At 40.8% G+C, this 24,520-nt stretch carries 15 protein-coding genes; 7 read left to right on the plus strand and 8 right to left on the minus strand.

Going from position 1 to position 24,520, the window contains the following annotated elements; genetic code table 11:
* Positions 1–37: 37 nt before the first annotated feature.
* Together KXQ82_RS17765 and KXQ82_RS17770 are read right to left on the minus strand one after the other, a co-directional pair.
* Complete coding sequence (locus KXQ82_RS17765) at positions 38–919, minus strand: helix-turn-helix domain-containing protein (protein ID WP_219489837.1); 882 nt, start codon at positions 917–919, stop codon at positions 38–40.
* Between the two features lie 221 nt (positions 920–1,140).
* Positions 1,141–2,433: a glycoside hydrolase family 28 protein gene (locus KXQ82_RS17770; RefSeq protein ID WP_219489838.1), complete on the minus strand. Its 1,293-nt coding sequence runs from the start codon at positions 2,431–2,433 to the stop codon at positions 1,141–1,143.
* A 466-nt stretch (positions 2,434–2,899) separates the two neighbouring features.
* On the opposite strand from KXQ82_RS17770, the gene KXQ82_RS17775 reads away from it, so the two are divergent.
* The 7 genes from KXQ82_RS17775 (at position 2,900) to KXQ82_RS17805 (ending at position 10,669) form a co-directional block, all read left to right on the plus strand.
* Positions 2,900–4,693, plus strand: a complete 1,794-nt coding sequence (locus tag KXQ82_RS17775) for a hypothetical protein (RefSeq protein WP_219489839.1) — start codon at positions 2,900–2,902, stop codon at positions 4,691–4,693.
* A 197-nt stretch (positions 4,694–4,890) separates the two neighbouring features.
* Positions 4,891–5,742 carry a hypothetical protein gene (locus KXQ82_RS17780; RefSeq protein ID WP_219489840.1) on the plus strand — a complete coding sequence of 284 codons (852 nt, stop codon included), beginning with the start codon at positions 4,891–4,893 and terminating at the stop codon, positions 5,740–5,742.
* A 2-nt stretch (positions 5,743–5,744) separates the two neighbouring features.
* On the plus strand, positions 5,745–7,142 hold the full coding sequence (locus KXQ82_RS17785) for a S1 family peptidase (protein ID WP_219489841.1): 1,398 nt from the start codon (positions 5,745–5,747) through the stop codon (positions 7,140–7,142).
* Between the two features lie 78 nt (positions 7,143–7,220).
* Entirely contained in the window at positions 7,221–7,688 is a 468-nt protein-coding gene (locus tag KXQ82_RS17790) for a pyrophosphohydrolase domain-containing protein (protein ID WP_219489842.1), read from the plus strand.
* Between the two features lie 103 nt (positions 7,689–7,791).
* Complete coding sequence (locus KXQ82_RS17795) at positions 7,792–8,544, plus strand: proteasome-type protease (RefSeq protein ID WP_219489843.1); 753 nt, start codon at positions 7,792–7,794, stop codon at positions 8,542–8,544.
* Complete coding sequence (locus KXQ82_RS17800; RefSeq protein WP_219489844.1) at positions 8,541–9,386, plus strand: transglutaminase-like domain-containing protein; 846 nt, start codon at positions 8,541–8,543, stop codon at positions 9,384–9,386. Before KXQ82_RS17795 ends, KXQ82_RS17800 begins: the two co-directional genes overlap by 4 nt.
* 98 nt (positions 9,387–9,484) lie before the next feature.
* Positions 9,485–10,669: an eCIS core domain-containing protein gene (locus tag KXQ82_RS17805; RefSeq protein WP_219489846.1), complete on the plus strand. Its 1,185-nt coding sequence runs from the start codon at positions 9,485–9,487 to the stop codon at positions 10,667–10,669.
* 16 nt (positions 10,670–10,685) lie between these two features.
* Here the strand turns inward: KXQ82_RS17805 and KXQ82_RS17810 are convergent, their stop codons facing one another.
* The 6 genes from KXQ82_RS17810 to KXQ82_RS17835 are packed head-to-tail and all read right to left on the minus strand — an operon-like array spanning position 10,686 to position 24,520.
* Positions 10,686–11,288, minus strand: a complete 603-nt coding sequence (locus KXQ82_RS17810) for a class I SAM-dependent methyltransferase (RefSeq protein WP_219489848.1) — start codon at positions 11,286–11,288, stop codon at positions 10,686–10,688.
* Positions 11,289–11,293: 5 nt separating this feature from the next.
* Positions 11,294–12,643 carry an ATP-binding protein gene (locus KXQ82_RS17815; protein ID WP_219489851.1) on the minus strand — a complete coding sequence of 450 codons (1,350 nt, stop codon included), beginning with the start codon at positions 12,641–12,643 and terminating at the stop codon, positions 11,294–11,296.
* Entirely contained in the window at positions 12,640–16,602 is a 3,963-nt protein-coding gene (locus tag KXQ82_RS17820) for a contractile injection system tape measure protein (protein ID WP_219489852.1), read from the minus strand. The genes KXQ82_RS17815 and KXQ82_RS17820 overlap by 4 nt, the downstream gene beginning before the upstream one ends.
* Positions 16,603–16,610: 8 nt before the next feature.
* Positions 16,611–19,898 (minus strand): baseplate wedge protein, encoded by a 3,288-nt coding sequence (locus KXQ82_RS17825; RefSeq protein ID WP_219489853.1) that lies wholly within the window; start codon positions 19,896–19,898, stop codon positions 16,611–16,613.
* Positions 19,895–20,698 carry a hypothetical protein gene (locus tag KXQ82_RS17830; RefSeq protein WP_219489854.1) on the minus strand — a complete coding sequence of 268 codons (804 nt, stop codon included), beginning with the start codon at positions 20,696–20,698 and terminating at the stop codon, positions 19,895–19,897. Before KXQ82_RS17830 ends, KXQ82_RS17825 begins: the two co-directional genes overlap by 4 nt.
* Before the next feature lie 6 nt (positions 20,699–20,704).
* A complete protein-coding gene (locus tag KXQ82_RS17835) occupies positions 20,705–24,520 on the minus strand; it encodes a baseplate J/gp47 family protein (RefSeq protein WP_219489855.1) in 3,816 nt (1,271 codons plus the stop codon).

The raw sequence follows: 24,520 nt of genomic DNA on the forward strand, positions 1-24,520 counted from the left end.
CGGATAGACTAAAAGGTTCAATAAATCGACTTTAAGGTTAAAATGCATATGCTAATTGTGTGTGATTTTGCCTGTATTGCAGTGGCGTCAGATCATACTTTTCTTTAAACACCCTGATGAAATGCGAAGGATCTTCAAAACCGCATTCAAATGCTACCTGGCTCACTGTCATATCAGATGTAATGATATGGCTTAGCGCAAGGTCAAGCTTTTTATTTTTGAGCCACAACGCTGGTGTGGTATTATATTGCTGTTTAAAAGCATTTTTGAAGGCAGATAAACTCATATTGCAAAGTTGTGCCAGTTCTTCAAGCTTTAGGTTATATGCAAAATTTGCCTCCATTATCCGGCTCATATGATCGTGCGGATTGCGGCACAGGGATACAAAATAATCTGTGAGATGCTTATGTCGTTCGTTTGCAAACAGGCTCAGCAAAAGCTCATCGAATTTTAACGATAGTAATTGCTTATTAGGCTCTTCGGACATCGATAAAAAGGAATGGACAGATTGGCAATAGTTTTTCAACAACTCATCAGGTTGTACCCGCAATACAGCATCCTGAGTAGCAACATCGCTAACCGGGCCTTCAAGCAGATTAACATTCCGTTTCAGGAACGTCCTGATAAAATCATCAGGTATAAAAACGAACGTGGCACAAAACTCATCGTCAAAAAATGCATGGGTAAGGTTGGCCCCTTTTTTCACAAAGATGATATCGCCATCGGCAACTTCGTAAGAGTTATAGATGGAGCGCCAGATCTTCTTGCCCGATGATATAAAGGCGAAATAGTTATTATCTGACCAAATACCGAACTGGCTAACCTTTTTTGAACAGGTATACTCAACAAAGAGCAACTCGTTCACCTCTATTTTTCGGTACAGGTTACTTTCTTTTATGGTGGAATAAAGGTTTACCATTAATTATAATGTGACTGGTTATTTGCTTTAGATGCAATTGGTTATTAAAAATTACGATGATCATATCAGCAGCGGGGAGCAGCTCATTGAATCAATTACATCAACATTACGCAAAGAATAACCTGAGGGTTGCTTAATGATTTTGATTTATTAAAAAGCAGAAAACAACAAAGCCCGCCATTTTGGGTGACGGGCCTTATAAATTGGAGTAATGTATGTAGCTATTTAGCTGTTGATGATTGAGGTGCTTTTACTGAGGTGCCATTAATAACTACGTTATCAAGCTTAGGGGCTTTAAATTTGCTTACATCGTAATCAGCATTCTTTAGGGTTACGTTAAAGTTTTTTAAAGTAATATCCTCAAATGTAGTACCATCATTACCCTTAACAATACCCAGCGATCCGCCGGTGCCTTTAATGTTTGATAATTTAATGTTACGCACCAACGATGTTGGCGGCGCCTGCCCTTTCAGGTCAAAATATTGTGTCCATGGCGCTACGCTCAGGATAACTACTCCCGGGCCGTTAATAGTGATATCATCAAGGCTGATGTTTTCGTATTGCTGTGGGGTATCGGGGCGCAGTTTTAAGCGTAATACGGTTGGGCCGGTGGTGGTGCAACGTTTAATATCCACATCGCGCACAATGGTAGCCTCGCTCCCGCAAGTCATTATACCACCGCCTGCTTCAAATACACAATCGTAAATATGAATACGCTCTACCGGCGGACTATCTTTATCCTGCATGGCAAAAGGGCCTTTTGATCCTTTTAAAGCAATATCATCATCCCCAACCGAAAACGAACATTTGGTAATGGTAATATCCTGCGAGCTGTCCACATCTATACCATCAGAACTTGGTGCATGATCGTTAGGCACGGCACCATGCGGGGCTTCAAAACGGCAATTGTCTACGGTAACCTGCTGGTCGCGGTACAGGTGCAGGTTCCAGAAACCGGAGTTATGGAAAGTGATACCCTGTATCAACACGTCTTTTGAGTTTTGAATAAAAGTAAGCTGCGGGCGCTCAACACTCAGGTTAGTTGTTGTACGGTCGGCACTGCGGCGGCTGTAAAACAATTTCCAGTAAGGCTCGCCGTTACCATCAAGCATACCTTTGCCGGTAATGTGCAGGTGATCCACCTTGTCGCCATTTACCAGGGCGGCGCGCCATGGCTCTGAGTGGCCCTCTATACGGCGCATTGATTTTGGATAATCTTCAATATTTTGCGATCCGCGTAATATACCATCTTGTTGTATCTCCAGATTAACACCCGGTTTCAAAAATATAGCACCGCTTAAAAACGCGCCTTTAGGTATTACCACCGTCCCTCCTCCTTTTTTAGCGCATTCGTCAATAACAGCTTGTATAGCTTTGGTATTAAGGGTGGTGCCATCGCCAACTGCACCATGCTCGGCAATGTTATAACGTTTAGGCCCATTTTCTGTTGCCATTGCTGCAGTAGCCAGCAAGGTTGAAAATGCCAACAGTGCGATAGATAGTTTATTCTTCATGTATATTGATAATATTGGTTCGACAATTATAGGTAAAATAAGCTTATTTAACAGCCAGCAACTGTAACGTATGTGCTAACATTTCCGTGTTACCTATCATTATTATTACAGATTGTTCTGATCAGCGGTTTTATTGAAATGCTAAATTATAGCTATAAACCAGCCTTATCATCCTGCACCGTCCTGACAGGTGTAAATACAACCTTACCCACAAGTATTCCCACACGTATATATACGCATATTTAAATTAAATATGATATTATTAAACCAAACACCCTATCTTGTATTGCCGTATAAAAACCACATAACAAACTGATAAATAAAATATTACACTTAAAATAGCTATTAGTTAACCGATATCACATAACGACAAAATCAACTTATTAGCAAATAACATTTTTGTATTTTATTAACTGACCTATAATATATATTTAACCATTACTCAAAAAACCAACCTTAACTAAAAATGAAAAGATCAATCAAGCTTATTGCATTTGTATTGCTATTGGGATTTACCTTATGGAAATGCAGCACACAGCATTCCGCGGTAAAGGGCGGGCTCCCGCAAGATGTTTATGCATCGTGTACATTGAGTGCCGACACCTTTAAAACCTGGTTTGCCGGCAACCAGGTAACATTAAATGGCCTGGTAACACCAGCCAACAGTGTTGCTTTTCCGCACCAAAACAATTGTGATTTTTATAAATGGAGCGAAAGGATGTTTTTATGGGCTACATCGCCTGTTAAAAGTGGCCTTGTACTTACATCGCCTGAGTTTTATAATGTTACCCCGCCCGATTCGGCCGGTAACCGTTACCTGATACAGCCTGCGGCAGGTGCGCCGGTAAAAATGAACGGGCATATTTCAAAATTTGGCCCCAACCGCTTACCTGTTGTAAAAGACAAAAAAGGCAGGTTCTTTGAGATCGAAAAATCACAACCAAAAGAAACTGTGAAAGACGCTACCGGCAACATCGTTGAAGTTGATCATATTATTGCAACAGCAGCTCATGCTTTTACTTTTGTAGATAAAGCAGGTAAAACCATTACACATCCGCAGGCTGTTATTCAACACTCAAATAACCCCGGGCACTTTGTGCACCGCTTTTTACTGGGTAAAAAGTCAATATTTCTTGATGCCCAAGGCAACGTTATAGATTCGGAAGAAGGACAAGCTACAGGTGATGCCCTGATGTCGCAATCGGGTTCGCTGGTATACTATTTAACATTGGTAAATGATGTGTATGCCGAATACCTTAACCTGGCAAAAAGCGATCCGTCAATGCGTAAAAAATTCCCTACTACAGCTGCAGACAGGGACTTGATTTACGCCTATGCCCTATTGCATCATGTTATTTTACCGCACCCAAATGCATTGGCTATCGAAATAAAATCATCGTGGGTTGAGGCAAGTACCCTGGCGGCCGATTCAAGCAATTATGTGTTGATGACGGCTACCGTACCAAAATATGCTAAAACCAATTCGGCGGATACGATGTGGGTACCTAAAGGCGACACCACGCTGAGGGTAGCTTTAGTTGGGATGCATATAGCAGGCAGCGTTGCCGGCCATCCCGAAATGATATGGTCAACATTTGAGCATCAAAACAATACGCCAAATGCAGCATACTCTTATCTTAACACCAAAAAAGACACCGTTAATGTACCGCAGGATGGCGGTACAGGCTGGTTGTTTACTGCAAACGCTGCGGATACTGTACCCAACCAATCATACATTACCACTAACGACCCAAGCATAGTAAACGGGCCAAATACGGATACGCTTTTTGCCCAGCCCACACACACCATCAGTGCAAGCAATACCTTAAGAACTATGCCATGGGGCAGCCAAAGCGCTGCAGGAGCTTATAGTAACCAGCAGGATACCACATCGGCAGCATCTAACAGTGAGATCCTATCAATTAACAACGCTATTCACGGCATGTTGGCAAAAGGCGATGTAAGGGCCAACTACCTGCTGATAGGTGCTGTATGGACACCTAATGGCACTGCGCCAACCGGCTATGGCTATGCCGGAACTGTTAGCCCCGGTATAACAATTGGTACCAGCGTGTTGGCAAACAGCACCATGGAAACTTATTTCCAATCGCCAACACAATCGTGCTTTACATGCCATAGCAATAACCCGGGCACGCCAACACTTAGCCCTGATACCATAAGCCACGTGTTTGCTAATATACAGCCCTTTGCGTTGGTATTTAATCCTGCCGATACGATAAAAAATAAGAAGAAAAAATAGAACTTTATAACAACAGAAAAACCCCGTGCTGTAAACGCCGGGTTTTTTTGTTAAATTACAGCTGCGATTTGCTTGAATAGTTATTTAATTTACTGATAGTATAATTATTTATTGATTGATAACTATAAGGTATAAAAGTCCATTTTTACACTTATCTATTTAAATATCTGTCGGTTTAAATAGTTATTATTGTAAACATGGAAGAAAATGATCAAAAGCTTTTTAAGAGCATAAAAAGAGCGACCATATTATCAGGAATAGGAATGGGTTTATTATTAGGCATAATAATGGGCTTATCCGTGTCGGAAGTTGTTAAGGTGATCATGGGTGCTATGACGGCTATCCTGGGTGCTTTTCTCGGTTTTGATAAACAAAGCTTTACCGGAATTGGCAACGAAGAATACCAAAAAATAGAAGAAAACAGATTATTTACTGCTTTGCGGGCTGGCTGGTTTGGTTTGGCGGTTTTGGTTGGTATCATATCGGGTATGTATATCAGAACGCACGAAGTTTTTACACCAACTGTATCAGCAAACGTTAAGCAATGGACAGATGCCGGTTACAGCGAAGATTATGCACGCAAACTGGTAGCCTACCAGCGGTTGGGTATTAACCCAAGCACGGGTGCAGTAGGGCCAATAACAGACGCCGGCAAGATACTGCAATCGAACCTTTTTAGTACAGAGCAGGTGCGTAGTTTATGTAATGACCTGGATACCGATCCGTATAATAAAAACTGGGCCGATTATAAAAAGCACCTGTTATCCTTAAATATATCTGTTATTAGTTCATTAACAACAGTTATCGAACAAAACGTTACAGACAATGAACAAAGATTCAGTATTATTAATAAACTGAATACTGTTATATGCAATATGAAAACCCAAAAGGATACTCAGTTATGCAAGCTGGGTACAGACCTTGATGCATGGAAAAAAAATGAGCTCACGGCAAGCTTGGCCCAGGAACTGATGACACTTAATCCCGATCAGCAAAAAGCGGTCGTAAATACGTTGTCTGGTTTATTTTGTGAATTGGAAAAACGATAAGCATGATGAAAAAAGCACTTTTATACCTTGTTCTTTTTTTAATTACCATAACCTATGGTTTTTCTCAAAGCCACCTGGTCAGTTCGCAATCGGTGGTAAAAGTAAAAACGGTGTTTACCAACAATAAGGGGCAGGTAGTAAATGGCACTGCAACAGGCTGGTGTTATTATAATCCACTTTATATAGTTACAGCATTGCATGCGGTGGCAGGTGTATCAAAGATCACTGTTTATAAAGACAATAACTTTGTTGATGCGACTATTGAAAGGGTAATATTAAAGGCAGATCTGGCATTACTTCGCTTAAGTACCAGTTTAAACCTATCGCCACTTTCACTGGAGCGGGTCGATCCTAACTCTGAGCTTACTTATTACGTGTGGGGGTTTCCACATGGGGTTTACGCCATACAAGGTAATAAGGTTGATTTTGCATTAACGCGCGAAACAACGCCTACACTAAACAGTATATTAAATGAAACCAGTAAACAGGTAAAGATCGACCTTACAAATCAGGGCTACCCATTACCCGATGTTCAGATCATACGTATTGGCTCTACCTTGCAGCCGGGCCAATCCGGCGCCCCTATACTTACATCACAAGGTAAGGTGATAGGTGTTGCCGATGGCGGATTATACGGTGGCGCTTCGCTCATTAACTGGGCTATGCCGGCAAGTGTTTACGTACCTCAACTGTTGTTCTCAACCGACAGGAAACCATCATCGCTCCCATTCCAGGTAAACCTGATGAATACCACTACGGTAGACTATAACGCAACTAACCAGCAACAGCGTTATAAAATGGAAAATGAGGCTAAAGCTAATACCATTGTAAATGGGACAAACTCTATTTCAAAAGTATACACTGCTACCATTGACCAGATCCTGGCTAACTTACCTGAAAATAAAGCAGTTAAATTGAGGAAAGATCTTATTGAGATGAAGGTTGCTACCTCAACTACGATGCTTGATGTGTACCAGGATTTTAAAACAGGCATAGCCATTACCATGCCGCGTGGCGGAATGTTTACAGGCGACCCGAACGGATGGTATAAAAATTCAAGTATAGACGGGATAACCTATGCTGTTTGCCCATGGAACTGTGCAAGCCCCGAAAAAGCGGCCGCACTTGCAACATCAACATATCAGAGCTATATTGACAGTAAAATATGGTTTAAAGACACTAAAAACCAAGACGTTATTGAACCTGTATGGGGTAATTATGAAAGATACCTTGTATCTGCTAATGGTGCAAACATGATGTTTTCATCGCATGTATATGGATCTACCCTGATTATGCTCTATATCATATACAGGGAAGATCAAACAAAAAACCTGGATTACTTAAACAAGCTTGTTTTATACCTTACAGCCTCTATGACATATTCTGGCTTTGCAAAATAGCCCGCACCTATTATTAAAAAAGAGTTTGATACTTGGTTTATTTAGCTATTTTTAAACCACCACATTTAGTTGATAATAATGAAAGATACCAATGCCCTGAATAAAGTAGCGGAGTTTCACAGCACATTTAAACACCCAATAATTGATGCCCCAGCCATCCCCTCGCCGCAACGTTGCGACTTAAGGGTGGCATTGTTAGCCGAAGAGCTTGAAGAACTGCAACAGGCAATAAAAGACAATGATATAGTTGAAGTAGCCGATGCACTTTGCGATCTGCAATATGTATTGGCCGGGGCGATACTTGAATTTGGATTAGGTGAAAAATTTGCCGACCTGTTTAACGAGGTACACCGGTCTAACATGAGCAAGGCCTGCAAAACCATTGACGAAGCTGAAGCTACAATTGCGCACTACAAAGCCAAAAGCGATGTAGATTGCCATTATAAAGAGATTGATGGCCTGTACCTGGTTTACAGAACGGCTGATAATAAAACCTTAAAATCGGTTAATTACTCGGCAGCGGAGTTGAAGGCTGTTTTGGATTAACAAGGTATATAAGCTTAATCTTAAAATGCATTTTAATACATTAATCCCGCTAAAGCCGGATTAATTAATTTACTTTGCAGCTCCTTATTTTACAACTACAATTATGACTTATTGCTTAGGCATCAAAGTACAAAAAGGGCTGGTTGCCGTTGCCGATACACGCATTACTTCGGGTACAGATGTAACCACCAAAAAAAAGATATATACTTTCCAGAAAGATAATTGTTCGCTTTTCATCATGACTAGCGGCCTGCGCTCCGTGCGTGATAAAGCGATTGTGTATTTCCAGGAAGTGCTGGAAGAAGGCATTGACGATTACAACAAAATGTTTAAAGCCGTTAACGCCTTTGGCGAACAGGTAAAGCGCGTTGCCGAAGAAGACAGAGAATCATTAGAACATGCCGGGTTTAAATTTAACCTCAATACCATTATTGGCGGACAACTGCGCGATGACGAAGAACATAAGCTATTTTTGCTGTATCCGGAAGGTAACTGGGTAGAGTTGGGCGAAGGCGCGCCTTATGTAATTATAGGTAACGCGGCCCAGGGCAAAGCCATATTGAACCGTGTACTCAAAAAAAACACGAGCCTGAAACTGGCGCTTAAAGCTGCCTTTGTTTCGTTCGATTCAACCCGGATAAGCGCTGCTGATGTTGATTTTCCGATCGATGTGGCCTTATATAAAAACAACAGTTTTGACCTGGTTGAATACCATTATGAGGAAGAAGACCTTAACCAGGTTTCAACACAATGGGATAAAGCCCTTAAATCGGCTCTAAAAAACATTTCAAACCATTGGATGGACTCTGCGTTAATAAAACTGAATAAAACGGCCAAAAAACGAAAAAAAGCATGAAGTTAAATGTTTCTGCAAACCTAACTTATGAAGTAATATCGTCATCAACCATAATTTTAAATATCCATGCAACCCGGTCAAAATCTCAGGCGATATTGTCGGAGTCATTTAAAATTGATCCTTATATTGAAATAGAAGAGTTAATTACCCTACAGGGCGAGAACAGGTATATCCGTTTTGAAGTGCCCGAAGCTGCAACAATAAACATTACTTATAACGCGCTGATTGATACAACTTTCAAAAAAACGGAAGGAAAACTGCTCAAGGATGTACCTGTTATGCAATTACCCCCCTTTGTTTTGCCCTATCTATCGCCAAGCAGGTATTGCCAGTCGGATAAACTATACCGCTTTGCCAACAGCCGTTTCGGGAAGATAAAAAACGCTTTCGAAAAGGTACTGACCTTAACCAATTGGATATATGAGAACGTGGAGTATTTAAGCGGCTCGACCAATTCTGAAACTTCGGCTTATGATACCGTTACTGAGCAGGCTGGCGTTTGCCGCGATTTCGCGCATTTAGGCATTGCCTTATGCAGGGCACTCTCTATCCCGGCAAGGTATTTTACCGGGTACTCATACATGCTTACACCGCCTGATTTCCATGCCTGTTTCGAAGCTTTTTTAGGCGGCGAGTGGGTATTATTTGACGCTACAAAGCTGGCTCCTTTAAACGGGATGGTTAAAATTGCCACCGGACGCGATGCAGCCGATACGGCCATAGCCACCATATTTGGTAATATTAACTGCACCGCCATATCAGCAAATTGTGCGCTTGCCGCAGATAAATTCAGACCGTTTTATTATAACGGAAAAACGCCGCGTGGGCTAACCTACCTATAATTTAGCCTGCATATAAGTGGTTGATAATTATTTTTTGCGTATTGCGTAAATAATAATTAGCTTTATGCTAAAGCTCTCTACTTCAATCTTATCTGTATATGAAAACATTTTCATACGAAAAGCAACCTGCATCAAGGTCAAACACTATTGATACTGCTGCCGGTGGCATAAAAATGCCCGCTGTACCCATCCAAAGACAAGGGCCGGTAGAAGAAGAAAAACCAGTGCAAGGCAAATTTGTAGCGCAATTAAAAGGCCCTGAAGAAGAAGAGCCTTTACAAGGTAAATTTACAACACAGCTTAAAGGCCCCGAAGAGGAAGAGCCGGTTCAGGGCAAGCTTACAACACAACTGCAAGGTGCAGAGGAAGAAGAACCTGTACAAGGTAAATTCACTACTCAACTAAAAGGTCCCGAAGAGGAAGAGCCGGTTCAGGGTAAGTTTACAACACAACTGCAAGGTGCAGAGGAAGAAGAGCCTGTACAAGGTAAATTCACTACTCAACTAAAAGGCCCTGAAGAAGAAGAGCCGGTTCAAGGTAAATTCACAGCACAACTAAAAGGTGAAGAAGAGGAAGAACCTGCACAAATGAAAACTGTTCAGTTGGCGGCTGCCGAAGAAGAATTACCTGTTCAAAAAAAAAAGAATAATACCGGGCTACCCGATAATTTGAAATCGGGTGTTGAAAGCCTGTCGGGTTACGCAATGGATGATGTTAAGGTACATTATAATTCGTCAAAACCGGCGCAATTAAACGCACATGCTTATGCTCAGGGTACAGATATACACGTTGCATCAGGCCAGGAAAAACACTTGCCCCACGAGGCCTGGCATGTGGTACAGCAAAAACAAGGGCGTGTACAGCCTACCCTGCAAATGAAAGAAGGCGTTGCCGTTAATGACGACAAAGGCCTGGAGAACGAGGCTGATGTGATGGGTGCCAAAGCTGTGCAGATGAAAGCGATAAGCAACTCGCTATCAACAGTGCAGCGGCTTATATTAATGAAAGATGTAGGTACACCGGCCGAAAGAAGCAGAGGCGGCAACGCCCGTTTAAGGCAAGATGTAACAGCAACAATTAATTCGAGAAGCCGCCAGGGAATGCTGGATACGATAGCACAACTACAAACATCTATAGCGGCAAGGGCAAATGACCCGGCCGGCGTTGCCGGTGGTCACTTAGTTAGGCTTAACCTGGAACGTGCACAGTTAGTAAGGCTGCAAACAGCTTACAATGCTATGCCGGTAAGGGCAAGGAGAAGAAGAGGGAACGTTCAGTTTTAGCAGACGCGTTATCCCGCTACTTATACATCCATATCGTAAAATCATCATCAATATAACCCTGGTGCATTACTACATTACTGGTAAGTGTACGGCAGTGCTCCAATATTACCTGTGGGTTATGTGCTACCAAAATACCTTCGGGTACCTCTACCCTGCTCAACAGGTTAAACCCGAACGCCACCCGGCAGGTAATAAACAGTTTAGTAATGATGTTATAGATAAAATCCGGATGGCTGCTATGGTATATCAGGCTGCCGCTTGCCAGTACATAATCCATACGGGGCAATTCAGCATTATAGCAATCTCCTAAAAAGAAAACAGTATCGGGCAAATGCGCGTAGCGTGATATTGCTATATCTAAAAACACTTCCATGTTATCGATACCCATATAACGCATTTTAGGGTATTTATCATCAAGATAAGCGCGCAGGTCGCCATGGCCGCAACCTACATCAAGTACCGAGCAATCATTCATATCGCCTATACCTTCCAGCATTTCAAAACGAGCCTGCTGACTGTGAAAGTTTTTCCAGCCGAGCGCTTGTATGCTTTCCTCACCAAAATCCTCAATACGGCTTTGATGAAAACGCTGGATCCTTACATTGTCTACTATGCTCATAATAACTATGCTGTTTTGCCGTCTTTACGGAACTCTTTACGAATGCCATTCATCACATCATCATACCTTAACTCGTTGTTGCCGCGTTTTATGGCCATAAGCGAGGCATATCTTACCACGTTAATAATAGCGCCGCCAGCCATTTCGTATTTTGTAGCAATTTCGGGCATTTTTTGGTCTAATGCCACATCGCAAACTGTTTTGCTGGAAAATGCTTGTTTCCACAGGATTTTTCGCTGTGCAGGCCCCGGCATGGCAAAGTGGATCATCGATTGAAAACGGCGACTAAAGGCATCATCAAGGTTAGCCTTTATATTTGTAGCCAATATTACCACCCCGGGAAAATCTTCAACCCGCTGCAGCAGGTATGATACCTCCTGGTTGGCATGCCTGTCGTTAGAGCTACTTGCCTGCGTGCGTTTACCGAATAAGGCATCGGCTTCATCAAAAAACAATATCCAGCTCTTGTTTTCAGCCTGATCAAATATATTGGCCAGGTTTTTTTCGGTTTCACCAATGTATTTTGACACCACCATTGATAGATCTATCCGGTAAACATCCAAACCGGTAGCTTTACCTAATAAACTTGCCGTTAATGTTTTACCTGTACCCGGCGGGCCATAAAATAAGGTACGGTAGCCGGGCTTGATTTTTTTATCAAGACCCCAGTCTTTAAGCAAAGTATTGCCGTGCGTTATCCAATCCTGAATTTCCATTACCTCGTCAAGCGTATCATGGTCAAGTACAAGGTCTTCCCAATTCAGGTTTGTAGCTATACGTTTAGCAGGGAAATTCACACTGTAATCGGGCTTGTAGCTTTGCCCGGTGGTTAACAAATTCAAATACTCGGACGAGATACGCAGCACACCGCTTAATAAAGGCTCACCCGAATGTATGTTCTCCAGTTTTAAGATATTAAATTTGCCAAAAAAATGATCTTCCGAAAAGATATCATATAACACAAAGCGCTGTTGCAGGTCATTCGGAGCCAATAAAAAAGCAATGGTTTCGCCGGTAGGTATAAAGCCATTATGGTTTTGCCCCTTAACACCACCAAACTCTGTAAAGGCCCGATCATAATCAGCATTCTTAACAAAAAAAACATCAAGCAAGTGTGGCTGAACATGCGGTACAAGTGCCATTAGCAATGTTAGCCGTTCGGCAATATCCATCTGGTAGTGCTTAACAATACTACTAAATACAGATTCGTCATCCAGCGATGGAACCGGCACCTCGGCAATACTTGTAAAACTGCAATCGCGCTGCCAGTATAATTGCATACGGGTATCAATTACATTGGCTAACCATTGCATTTGAGCGGTAAGTGCGGCAGCGTTATTCTCTATTGTGCTCATGTCCATTCAACATATAAAAAGTGATCCATCCACGGTGTTTTTATCATCCCGATATTCCATGGTAATGTTTGCAGTAAAACATCGTATCCCCGCTGTTCTACACGGAGGTTCCAGGCGTCATCTTTAAAATTAAGCGCGCCATCACGTTGTAAAAACGAAGCCTGAAAACTTTGAATACCCGTATTTTGCATTTTTTCCCAACGGTTGGTTACGGCTTTCAATAAATCTTCTGATACCTGTTTCTCATTCTCCGTTATCGTGATCTCAATAGGTATAGGCTCGGCTATGGGCACATTGCACAATATTTTATTGAGCACCAATTCATGCTCGGGTGTGTGCGTTGCCCCGTTAACAAGGTATTGCAATAAATGCACTGCCCGATGCTGCGTTTCTGTATCCACAAACTTGCCTTCCTGCATCATACCCAAACGGATAAAATAAGTAGCAATAAACGGGTTCAATATAACAAGCCCGGCATTATTAATATAAATGGTATCCTTTGAATTACGCGGTTTATCTTCTTCCGTATCAATACCTGTTACCGGGTCATCATTATTTATAGTATTGGTAATTTGTTTTACCGCCTCTTCATCGGCCTTGTTCAGTTCTTGCTTAACATCCTCTATAGCTTTATCAATCCGTTGCTGTGTTTGTAAGGTTTGCAGCAACAAAGGCAACCTGGTAGCTAAGATACTGTTACTGCCAACATCCGACAATATTTTTGCAACCTCGGCCAGCAATGAATTATTAACAGACGATATAAAGCTAAACAAGGCTTTTATATATTCATCTGGTGTTTTAGCTGTGATAGTACCGCTAAGTATCTGCAAATTAAATTCCCTTAACAAGATATTAAACCTGTCGCGCAACAGCGTATCAGTAAAGTTAACATTAAAAAACTGCTGCAATTGTTTAATCCATTCCACATTCTCTTGTCCGCCAATTAGTGTAGTTTGGTAGGTTAACAGTTTAAATACAACATCGTCACTATAATTGATGGCGACATACCGGTTAATAGCCGTTTGTTTTAACAAAGCGATAATAAAGCTGCTATTGCTTTCTGGCCGGGTGAAATATGGTTTGAGTAAGTCTGCCAGGCTGGTATTTGTAGCTATATCTGTACCGCTTTGTGATACCTGTTTTATATACGCCAATACATCATGCTCAAAATACGCTTTTAACGTTGCCACTACGTTCTGTTCGGCTGTGTTTGCAGGCGAGGTAAATACGTTATGCAATAGCATCCTTGCTGTGGCCGAGTGGCCACCTTTTTGCAGTAAACTGCTTAATCCAGACCTGTTATGGTAGTTTAAAAAAACCAATAACTGCCTTATTGACAAGTTTATACTAACGCTATTTAAATAATCAGGTAACTTAGCGTTGATGAGGAAGTATTCCAGCACGCGTAAGGCCTCATTGCCTGGTGTATCTGCGGTGGCGGCCCTTTTTTCATCCAGATAAGCGCTAATCAATTGCTCAATACCGCCCTCGATCTGGGCACCGGTTTTTTCTGTTTCAATTAGTTTATATAAGTCATGCCTGTTTTCATTTTCGAGCAATTGTTTTAGTTGTGCCGCATTGTCTTTATTCAGAAAATCAAGCAGTTGCTTAATTACCGCGTTAACATAGGCCGGGTTTGTGCCCTTAAATTGAGTTGGTAACTTATTATTGGTTAAAAAGTATTTTAGAATTTCAAATACCGCATTGGCAATGTTATTTGTAGTAATATTTTGCTCATCTAGATATTTACTGATAAGCAAATAAACATCATCACTACTATTGCCCATTGCTAACAGGCTTTCATCGGAAATAAAGGTGTCCCCTGACAATTCATTCAGTACATGGGTATACATCGCCCCTTCTGTTGTGCTTATGCGCTGTTTTAAAGCATTTAAAGTTGCAGCAGGCTGCACATTGTACTTACGCGATAGATATTGCGTAACAGCGTGTATAAATGCGACACTGTCAAACGTGGTGTAACCGCCTTGACTAAACGTATTCCAAAATATATGTAATACCTGTTTTTCTACCTCGGCAAGGTAGGGCTGCTTAATTTTTGTAAGAGCAGCCAACGCTTCGGTAATGTATTGGTAAAGTTTAACCGCCTCATCCCCGTTAGGGTATAGTTTTAATATATTGATGATGACTTGTGGTGTTAGCTGGTACAATATTCTTTGCTGTATGCTTGCCGAAGTAGCGGCAAACTTCAACAACAATGCTGCATCCGTTGGTGATTCAGCAAACAACATTTCGAACATTTTAACAGGCGCCCAGCCAAAATATTCCTTAGCCCACCATGGAATGTTGCCGTATCTTAACCAATGCAGCAAAACATCCTTCAACACAATAACACGCTGATTCTCTTCAATTTGCTTCCGCGATGCCATGGTGCTATCAGTAAGGTCTGCTCCTGTTATCAGTTCATTCAAGGACAAAGGCGCATCCCGGTCCTCGTGTAACAGCACAGCCAGCATTTTAAATAGTGGCGCGTGCTGAATGCTTCCCTGGTGCTGCTGACTTATGCTTTGTACAAAGTACGATAGCATATCGCTGTAGCGGATGTTATAATGGCCGGCAAGTTTCCTGATATTGCTTTGCAGGAACATCCGCTGGTTAAATTCAGACCCGCGCTCAAGCAATAAAAAATCGAGTACAAATTTCCAGACCGCTTTTTTAAAGTCTTTACTATCTGTTTTTACAACAGCTTTTTTTACATGCAGCTCTTGTGCTTCGGTAACATAATTTATAATGAAGGCTGCATTTGCAGGTTCTAACAACTTCACCACTGCGGCAATTGCTTCATCATTAAAAACAGATACTATCCGTTTACGTACTTCGTCATTTTGACCGGTGGTTACAATAATGTGCCTCAACCTGGCCGGTGATGTTTTTACCAAGTCAATAAACAAGTTAACAATATCATCGGCTGTATAAGGCTCTGCCCACCAGGGTAGGCTGCCAAAGGCCAGGTAATGCCTTATTAACTCAACCCGCTGTTCGGCAGGGTTACCTGCATCATTACCGGCATTTATAAAATATTCCTCCTTACCGGGATACCTCGCATCAGCATCTTCTAAAAATAATTCATCTATAATTAGGGCGAGGTTGCCATTTTGCCCGGCAAGCAGCAATTTATTGTTATTTAAAGCGATATTAAGTAATGAAAGCAGTTGGCCGTAATCCCGGTTATAATAATGGGCCATTTGTGTTAAGGTAGACTTAACAAACATTTTCTGATTGAAAAAGCCGCCCCTGTCAACCAACAAATAAGTTAATATAAAAAGCCATAGCGCCTTTTCAAAATCGCCGGAAGGAGCATTTTCTACCAGCTTATTTTCATTGTGCACCTTAACAGCGCTTGCATGGTAATCAAAAATAAATTCAGCCTCGGCAGGTTCAAGTAAAGTAATAATGCGGCGTATAACCCGGCTCGAAAACTGGTTTACCAATCGCTGCCTTACATAGCTGTACTGCCCTACCCTTAGTATCAGTTGCTTTAACACTACGGCATCCTGCACCAAAAGCAACTCCATTACCTTTAAGGGGTCGAGCATCAGGTCGCCGGTAGCCCACCATGGCATAGTACCGCTTAGCAAGAAATATTCGAGCAGATCGGCATAGCTGGTATTCAAACTTTTAATCTGCTCCTCCCCGGCGGATGGTTCGCTTTGTGTTCCCTGCCCTAAAGTAAGCCTGTATTTAATTTCATGTTCAAGCGCTGCAATCACTCTATCAACAAGTTGGTAATCCAACATGCCATACGTTATGCTGCCAATATCCAGGCTAACCTCACTTAATGATAAAACAGTATCCTCCGGCACCAGCCTGTCAAATAACCGCTCCATTTCGCCCATCAACGTATTATTAAAAATATCGCTTATCTTACTTTGCAGATCATAAGATTTGCCTGCGTTGGTGTACGCTACATCAAAAAGCTGATATTGGATAATATGCTGCATATCGGATCTTACTGTTCATCCTCTTTTAATAAAAAGGCGATAATATGCTGGGCTCCATAATTGTTATTGTTGGTAAGCAGGTTTTGTTTCCAGGTGGAGTAAAGCGGCTCAAAACGTTTCATTTTTTTTATACTTAACCACTTTATATTGATCTTAATATTTGCAGGCGCATGATATTTAAACAGGCTTTCTACACAAGCTTTAAAACCTGTATCCTGGAAACGCGCAGGCCATTCCGGAAAAATAACACTAATGGTAAAGCTGAAAAAATCTTCGTTAATGGTGTTGCTGCCATCCCCTTTGATCAACATTTTTAAACGTGGGTATGATTTTGTACCATAGGCCTTGATACTATTAAACAACTGTGCAAGGTTAGTATATTTATCGCCCGTATAATTTCTCATTTTACCTATTTGGGATAAAGACTCAATGAGGTGATTATTTATCGTCACAGCATTGCTATCAGCAAGATATTGCTGGTGCTTTGCCGTAATTAACAGACTATCAAGCGCGTCCCAATAATCATTAAGCGCGCTGCTATAATCATTAAGCGCCTTAACCCTGCTATTAACCGAAAACCTGATATCATCAGCTTTTCGGAGGTTGTCGGCAATACCTGCCAAAAGCTTTATTTCTTTACAGATGCGGACAGCAATGCTCAAATTACTTTGCGCAATATGTATGTTATCTTTTGTAACATGGCTATGTTTAACATGCTCCTGTCCATGTACAGCACCGGCGCTTTTTACTAAGCCTTCAGCCTGTTTCAAATACATTTCGGCATCTTTAACAAGACCAGCTATTCGATCAATATCAGTTTTATCGAAGTCAATTTTATCAATGCTCAACTCACCGGTATTTTTGTTCCACAACACAGCATTATTTAATTGCGATACATTTGCTGCCGCCATTTCCCTGTTCTTCTGTGCTATTCTGAAACCTTTACCTGCATCGTACTGAAGTAATCTTTTTATGGCTTGTTCGCGCTCACCAAAAGTTAACCACGGGCCATTCTCAAATATGATATTGTTATCCTTATCGTAAAAATTAAACCCATATACTTTAATATCGGGATCGGGTCTTAACAGTATATGCTCTATTAAATAAAAACCTTCAGAACCGGTGCTGATCCCGATCAGGTATTTGGTTAAACTTTCAAGCATCTCCACTGTAGGCACTGCACCTCCCGAAAACCGGCTTAATATACTCCAACGTTCTTCAGTAGGCGCTTTGTACAATAGCATGTACGCCCCATTAGCTTCCTGCGCTATGCGATAGTTGTTAATATTAATGGCATACTTTAGTACTGATATATCTTTATTAGGAAAAACAAATGAGCCCGAATATTTTGGCTCGTACACATCTATTTTACCATCTTTTTTAAGCTGGGCAAACTCTTGTTTACTCAGCGTTAATTTTTGCATTTCGGGGTTCCATGCAGTTTCGTCAACTACATGCGTCTCTGCCCCGTTGCCGGCGTTGCCTTTATCAGGGCGCATCTCAAATTTTACCCTTCCTGGATCAAATACGGATGTTAGCGAATGTTTGTTTTTATTAATGATGTACAGCAGCTTACGCATTTTTGATGAGAAGTTATATTCATCATCATTAGCCACAAGGTAGTTTACACCCCTTATACGGTTATAGTTAATCTTATCAAAATCACGCAAAACAGAACTCTTCCATATAATTTCGGATGTGATCCGCTCTGTCTTCCTGCTGTTATGGTAAAGCATTGCATACAGCGTAACCGGGTACACTACGGGCACCTCATTAAACCGTGCCATTAAGTGATCGGTCATCCGGTTTTTGCGGTCTGTGCGCACGTAATCGGGCTCTGTTGTTGTATTTAATGCCGCTACGTAGTCGTTATCGGGGTCGGCTTTAAATTTGTTCCAACCATCACCATCTTTCGGATACTCTTTTTTATTATAACCCGCAATGATGGAATTGGCCCCCGGTACATTGTATAACGTGTTTGTGAAATAGCTTTGCAGATTATCTTTTTCGTTAGAAAATAATTTATCTACTTTATGCACCTGTGCCTGGTAGTTTGCCAAAACTTGCTCAAAAAGCATCAAATAACCTTTTAATTGCTTTGCTTGTGCTTTTCTTTCAACGGTAGCTGTGCTGGGCAAACCACCGGGCCCAATGCCGTACACGTAAGGGAAATAGTTTTGTATTGAATAGTAAGTTGTAGCATCACGATAAGTACCTTTTATTTGTTCAACTTTTTGGAGCGATTGAACAAAGGCCTTGTTTCCCGTTTTAACTATATTCTGATAAATATCTTTCAGTAAGTTTTTCCGTATAGCTATCCGGTATTTATCAACTATTAAACTGATGTCAAAAGGTTGGTCTGTATCAATGGTTATAAAAGCCACCTCGGTTTCATCAAGTTTAAGCTTCTTGGTGTAATTGTCTGTACCATCGCGTGCAATTACCAGGCTTTTGGTAAAAAGCACACCCTGCACACCCGATATGGTCTGTATCAGGTCGTTAGCATCAATAACCAGCTGCCTTTCCTTCAGGTCGGTATCGGTAATTATTCCGTTCTTTAATGCCGGGCCGGTATAAATTTCATCAATCGTATATCCTTTTTGCAATAATTCCCTTTCAATGGAATATTTTATGGGGCGGTTAACTGCTTTTTGCAATACATCATAAATATTTGCAAGCGCCACCTCCGGAACCACAATGGCATCTATCTGTATTTCGGCCTTTATGCTTAATTTAACGGGTTTTAATATGGTAATATCGGCAACATCTTCGCAAAGGTTCCGGCTTTTTACAAAACTTGCTTTTACCGAATTTATAATCTTCTTTTTAGCAGCGTTATCGCCCGTCCATCCTTTTGCAACTCTGTCTGTTAACTGTACTACAATTTTATATAGCCCGCTTATGGCATTTACGGCATTTTCCGAAGTTAGCGGTGTTACCCAGGCATTTTCAACCTCATCAACCTCATCAATAATTACTTTGCGATAATCGGTTACGGTTACAGGGTTGGTAGTTAATATCTTTTGCTTATCAAAAAACGAGTTTGCCCGGTAATGAATATCTCCCTTCTGATCCGACAATAAATCGGTTATATCAAAGTCCGTTTGATAGGCAAGGTCTGTTATTGCATAACAGAGGGCTTCTAATATGGTTACACCCGGATCATGTAAGTTATAATCCGTCCAGGTATCGCCGGCCAATTTTTGAATAAGTTCGATCCCGTAATTTCTGAGCGAATCAAAATCAAGCGATACCTCACGTCCGTCACTTATATCGTCAAAAATGGAACCGCTCATTTGTGTGGGTTATCGGTATAATAATAATCTTCACTCAAAAATAGTTTATCATCCCATAATTGTGCTACTGTAAAATATATTTTCACACCATCGCCATAATGAGAGTTTGTTTTAATTTGAAGGGAATAGCCTTTAAAATCGCCTACCCAACGCAAATTTATTTTATTCCAAAAAAAGCCAAAGTAAGCATTTCTCCTGTGTATCTTTCCGCCGCGTTTTCCGGCAATACTTAATGCAATTGCATGCATAATAGCCAGTTTACCTGTTGCCTTTTTACCGGTACGTGCCATAATTTCAAAAGCCTGGGCATTTTGCAGTCCATCAATAATGGTATACCATTTACCATCAGCGTTTACACTTGAAACCTTGGTAGGGTACGTACCTATGCGACCTTTCATGGCAACAAAGCCATCAACATCAGCTTTGTATTGTTCTTCCGCTTTTTTGCCAATACCCAAATTGCCATTTGCATGAAAGAAAACGCCTACATCATCTGCGTTATCAAGCTTTGATTGTTCAAAAGATTGCATTTTAAGGCTATCCGGGGTAGGTTTATCTTTTGATATGGTAAAAAATGGATTGGTGGCATCGCTATCCTGGTAAAAAGAAACCAGCTTATTGTACTTATCGTCCGAATATATTTTAAACCCGTTCAGGTCATCCTTAGAAAATCCATCATCCTCTTTATGGATCATCGAGTTGATCAAATCAGAATAATGTTTTTCTGTTGGTATTTGCCCGTTTTTAAAATAGGTTAATACCTTTTCTCTGCCAGAAACTTTGTTTGTTTTATTTTCCATTTTCTGTTAATCTAAATTATGAGATACTACGAGGTCAAAAAAATCCAGATCATTATCGGCTTTTATATCATGTGTGGGCTCTGCCTCCATTATTACATCAACACTATCGTCCTCATCAACCAGCAGTTCGTCCATTATGGCAAACTCGCTTATCCCAATTTTTTTGGTATCACTATTATCATTAGTGCCAATTAATGTAATGAGATGATTTTTGTTAGGCACCAACACAGATTGCGGCAAAGAGCCTTTTATATAAACGTTATCTTTATACGAGTAATTAACACGCGCTTTTATCCCTTCGCTATCTATTTCTTCATCAAAATAAAAATGAGCAAGCGAAAAATCTGAGATCTCGGTAATATACGGCAGATTACGGATAAAGTTAAGCAGCTCTACCATGTAAATGCCGGAACCTATTTTAAACTCGGCACCCTGCTCAAATAACCACGGGCATAAAAACCGTTTTATATCATCATTCAGTTTGCCCATATTCATGCCGGTATCTGTTATACCGCCATCGTATTTAAATTTCACGGCACATATCACCTTTATGGTTTCATAAACCGGGCTTTTAACCTGTATGTTTAAAAATGATGGCGTTGATCTTTCTAAAAACTTATTAACGCGGTACCTTACATCTAAATTAACACCGGGGCGTTCTGTAGTGAAAAGGCCATTTGTTTGTTCTAATGGTACAAGTATTACTCTTAAGCCCGGGCGGTATTTTTCTATATATTCCTGGCTGTATTGCTTAGGATCAATACATTTGGCCATAAATATCTCCGGGAACTGCTGCAGTATAGACAGCTCAATATCCCTGTTTGTTAAAAGCCTTTGGCCATGCCTTAACCTTTCGCTTACGCGGGTATAATATTGCACATCTGTTTCGGCAGTTTTACCACCAAATGAAGGAAATGGCTGAGTAATGCTCTGAATACCCAGAATTTTCCGTTTAAATATTTTTACACTGCCCTGCGGCAAATTCAGCACAGACGAAGTATCGCTCACTATACGGGTTGCACGTGCAGCCTGTGTATAAATACCCCTGATGCTTGATTTAATATTATTTTTTGATGATGCCCTTAACCAATATAAGCCGGATGACAATATGGTATTGCCGGTTTTAAAGCCATCTGGTAACCTTATTTCGATAATACCGGTATTAATAAAATTGTTGGTTGCATCGTATAAAACATCCTCTTCAGCAAAATCTACCCAATCATTATTATCTAAATAACTCCATTGGGTTTTGGTTTCTGCGAGTTTAGAAAAATTCTTCTCGTCTAACTGAAAGAGCATAGATAGCACCTGCCCCGGCTTTACACCGGTTAAACCTATAAAAAGGTTATTGTTCTGATCGAAATCAGGAATTAAACTATAAGGTGCTTGTGTTTTACCGGGATATAGCTGTACATGCCCAAAAGGGTAAATGTGAAACAATTTCAGGTCATTATCTGCAGCCTTTTTATCTTTAACCACCAACACTTCAGAGTCTTCCAAAACATAATCAATACTTAGTGATCGTATGGAAGGTATATAAGGCTGATTAGGCAATTCGAGCTTTTTTGAATGTTTGGCATTATACACCACCACTTCCGGGAATATCTGGGCAAATAGCCTGTGACCAAAAGCGTCTTTAGGTGCAACCAGTTCAAGCCTTAAAGCCCCTTCAGTAAAGTTTTTATCAGATACTATATCTTGTTTATCCAAAAGCGGTTTCTTATTAAAAAAAAGCCGCTTCATATCAATATCCTGTAATTGTGTGGTGTTTTTTAAAGTGCCGTCATCATCACTTTCAAACAGGGCCATTTGCTGTTGCTGTATTAGTTTAGGAACAAATTTCCCATCGTTAAGCGTGCTCAGCTTTATCTGGAACGATTTGTTTGTGACCTTGTTATTGTATGCCCGGTAATAGGTTTCCCATCCTCCAACTTCTTTAGGCAGATCAACCCAATCAAGCCTGATGCAAAACGTTTTTGTGTACTTATTAAAAATGTTTGAACTTTTGATATCAATATATGACCCAACCGAAGGCATGGGGCCGAATATCTGGCTTGTACTTACCGCGCTAACAGGCCCTACGCTATTTTGCAGCTTTACAGCTCTGCTCCCTCTTACGTCGGCAATAATAGTGATGCGTTGCATTTTAACTTTGCGCAAATAGGTAAAAGGATTATTTACAGAATAGGTATTTAGCAACAACCTGAAAATTGGCCATTCTGTATCATAATCTTCGCCATGTACAATGGGGTTATACACATCAATAAACTCATCCGAATTGTTAATGTGTATCTCAATATCCAGTTTACGTTCTGCAACATCTAAAAAGGCACTATATTTTTCTATTCTTTTCCAGCCTTTGGTATCTGTATAATTAATTATAAAAGCATCCGATAGCAATTGATGGCTAACCGCCATGGTATCTTTTTTATTAACCTTCGAATAATTGGTAAAATAATCCATCAGGCCTTCATATGAGGCATCATCAAGATAAATACTAAATAATATGGTTCGCCGCCCTTCCGGCTGATACAATACCGGCGATGATATTAATACCCCCAGGGTGCTCATCCTCATGGTCCGGTCCACATCGGCTAAAAGTTCCTGATCTTCGCCAAATACAGGCCATGTTTTTGTCGGGATCTTACTTTTAAGATATGCAGCTGCAGAAATGAATGGGTATGCCCCATCGTAAACCTCCACTTCGCTTACAATGCCAAACTCGTTCCTTATTTGCTCGTGGGTGGCTAATACCAAAGTTTTTAATTCGGCTATTTGAGCCGCGGTGATGAGTGTTGGTTTAGTAAGCGCAAAAACTGCCTGCTCAATACTATCCGGCACTTTTGCCAACAACTCCTCTCCTGCCAATAAAGACACATCCGGCGATGCATCATCCTTTTCAAAAACAACATGCACTTCATCAGGCACAGGTTGTTTTAACTCAAGGCCAAGTATTCTTTTATAATAAAGGTCCAGGTGTTTTTTAGTGGTGAGGTTTAACCGCTTTTGCAAAGCCGAGTATAGCTCTAAAAATGCAATACATAGCGCCATATGTGGCTGGTATTGTCCAAATGGATCTGCTTCTCCGGATGACTGGCCATCTTTTTTAGAAAGCAGGTCCCTGTTTTTATAATAAAAAGTAGCTACACCCAACAAGCCGTTAAACTTGGTACCCAAATCTAAAAATATTGCTTTTATAGCCGGTAGCGCATTTAATATACGTTCATTAGTGCTTTGCCCGTTATCAAAAATATCAGCTGGCGTTTCTTCCAGTTTTAAGCGCGAAAGGTATTCCGGATAGCTTATTTTAAAATCCTGTTTAAATTTAGCAGTGGCTTCCTTGTTATATTCTATCAGTTTTAAGCTTTCCAGGTTAAAACTTTTCACTACACTATTTACATCATCAATTATCTTACTGCCATCTGCCGCTAAAACCAGCCTGTTACGCAGGTCGTTAAGCATATTAAGGGCGTCCATTACAAAGTTGAACAGGTCCTTCAAGGCCATGCATAATGCCTTATCGCTTTTAGCAGTAAACAGTTTATTTTCGAATGCCGAAAACTGATCTATATAAGCAAACATGTTGAATTTGGTGATCAAAACCAACAACACCCTTACATCCGATTTAAAAAAGTCTTCCCAGTTTCCGGCTATGGTATTACTTTCATTATAGTAATTAAACTGTGCCGAAAATTGGGTCATCAGTTTTAAAAGTTCATCCGTATCGCGTTCGTCAATATCAATAAAATCGGGCGCAAGGGCTTGCAATCGCCTTTTATCCTGCGTGATACCTTCATTTAAAGTTGACAGATCAATATACAT

Origin of the sequence: Mucilaginibacter rivuli (genome assembly GCF_019391655.1) — a bacterium.
In the GTDB taxonomy this organism is placed as follows: Bacteria; Bacteroidota; Bacteroidia; order Sphingobacteriales; family Sphingobacteriaceae; genus Mucilaginibacter; species Mucilaginibacter rivuli.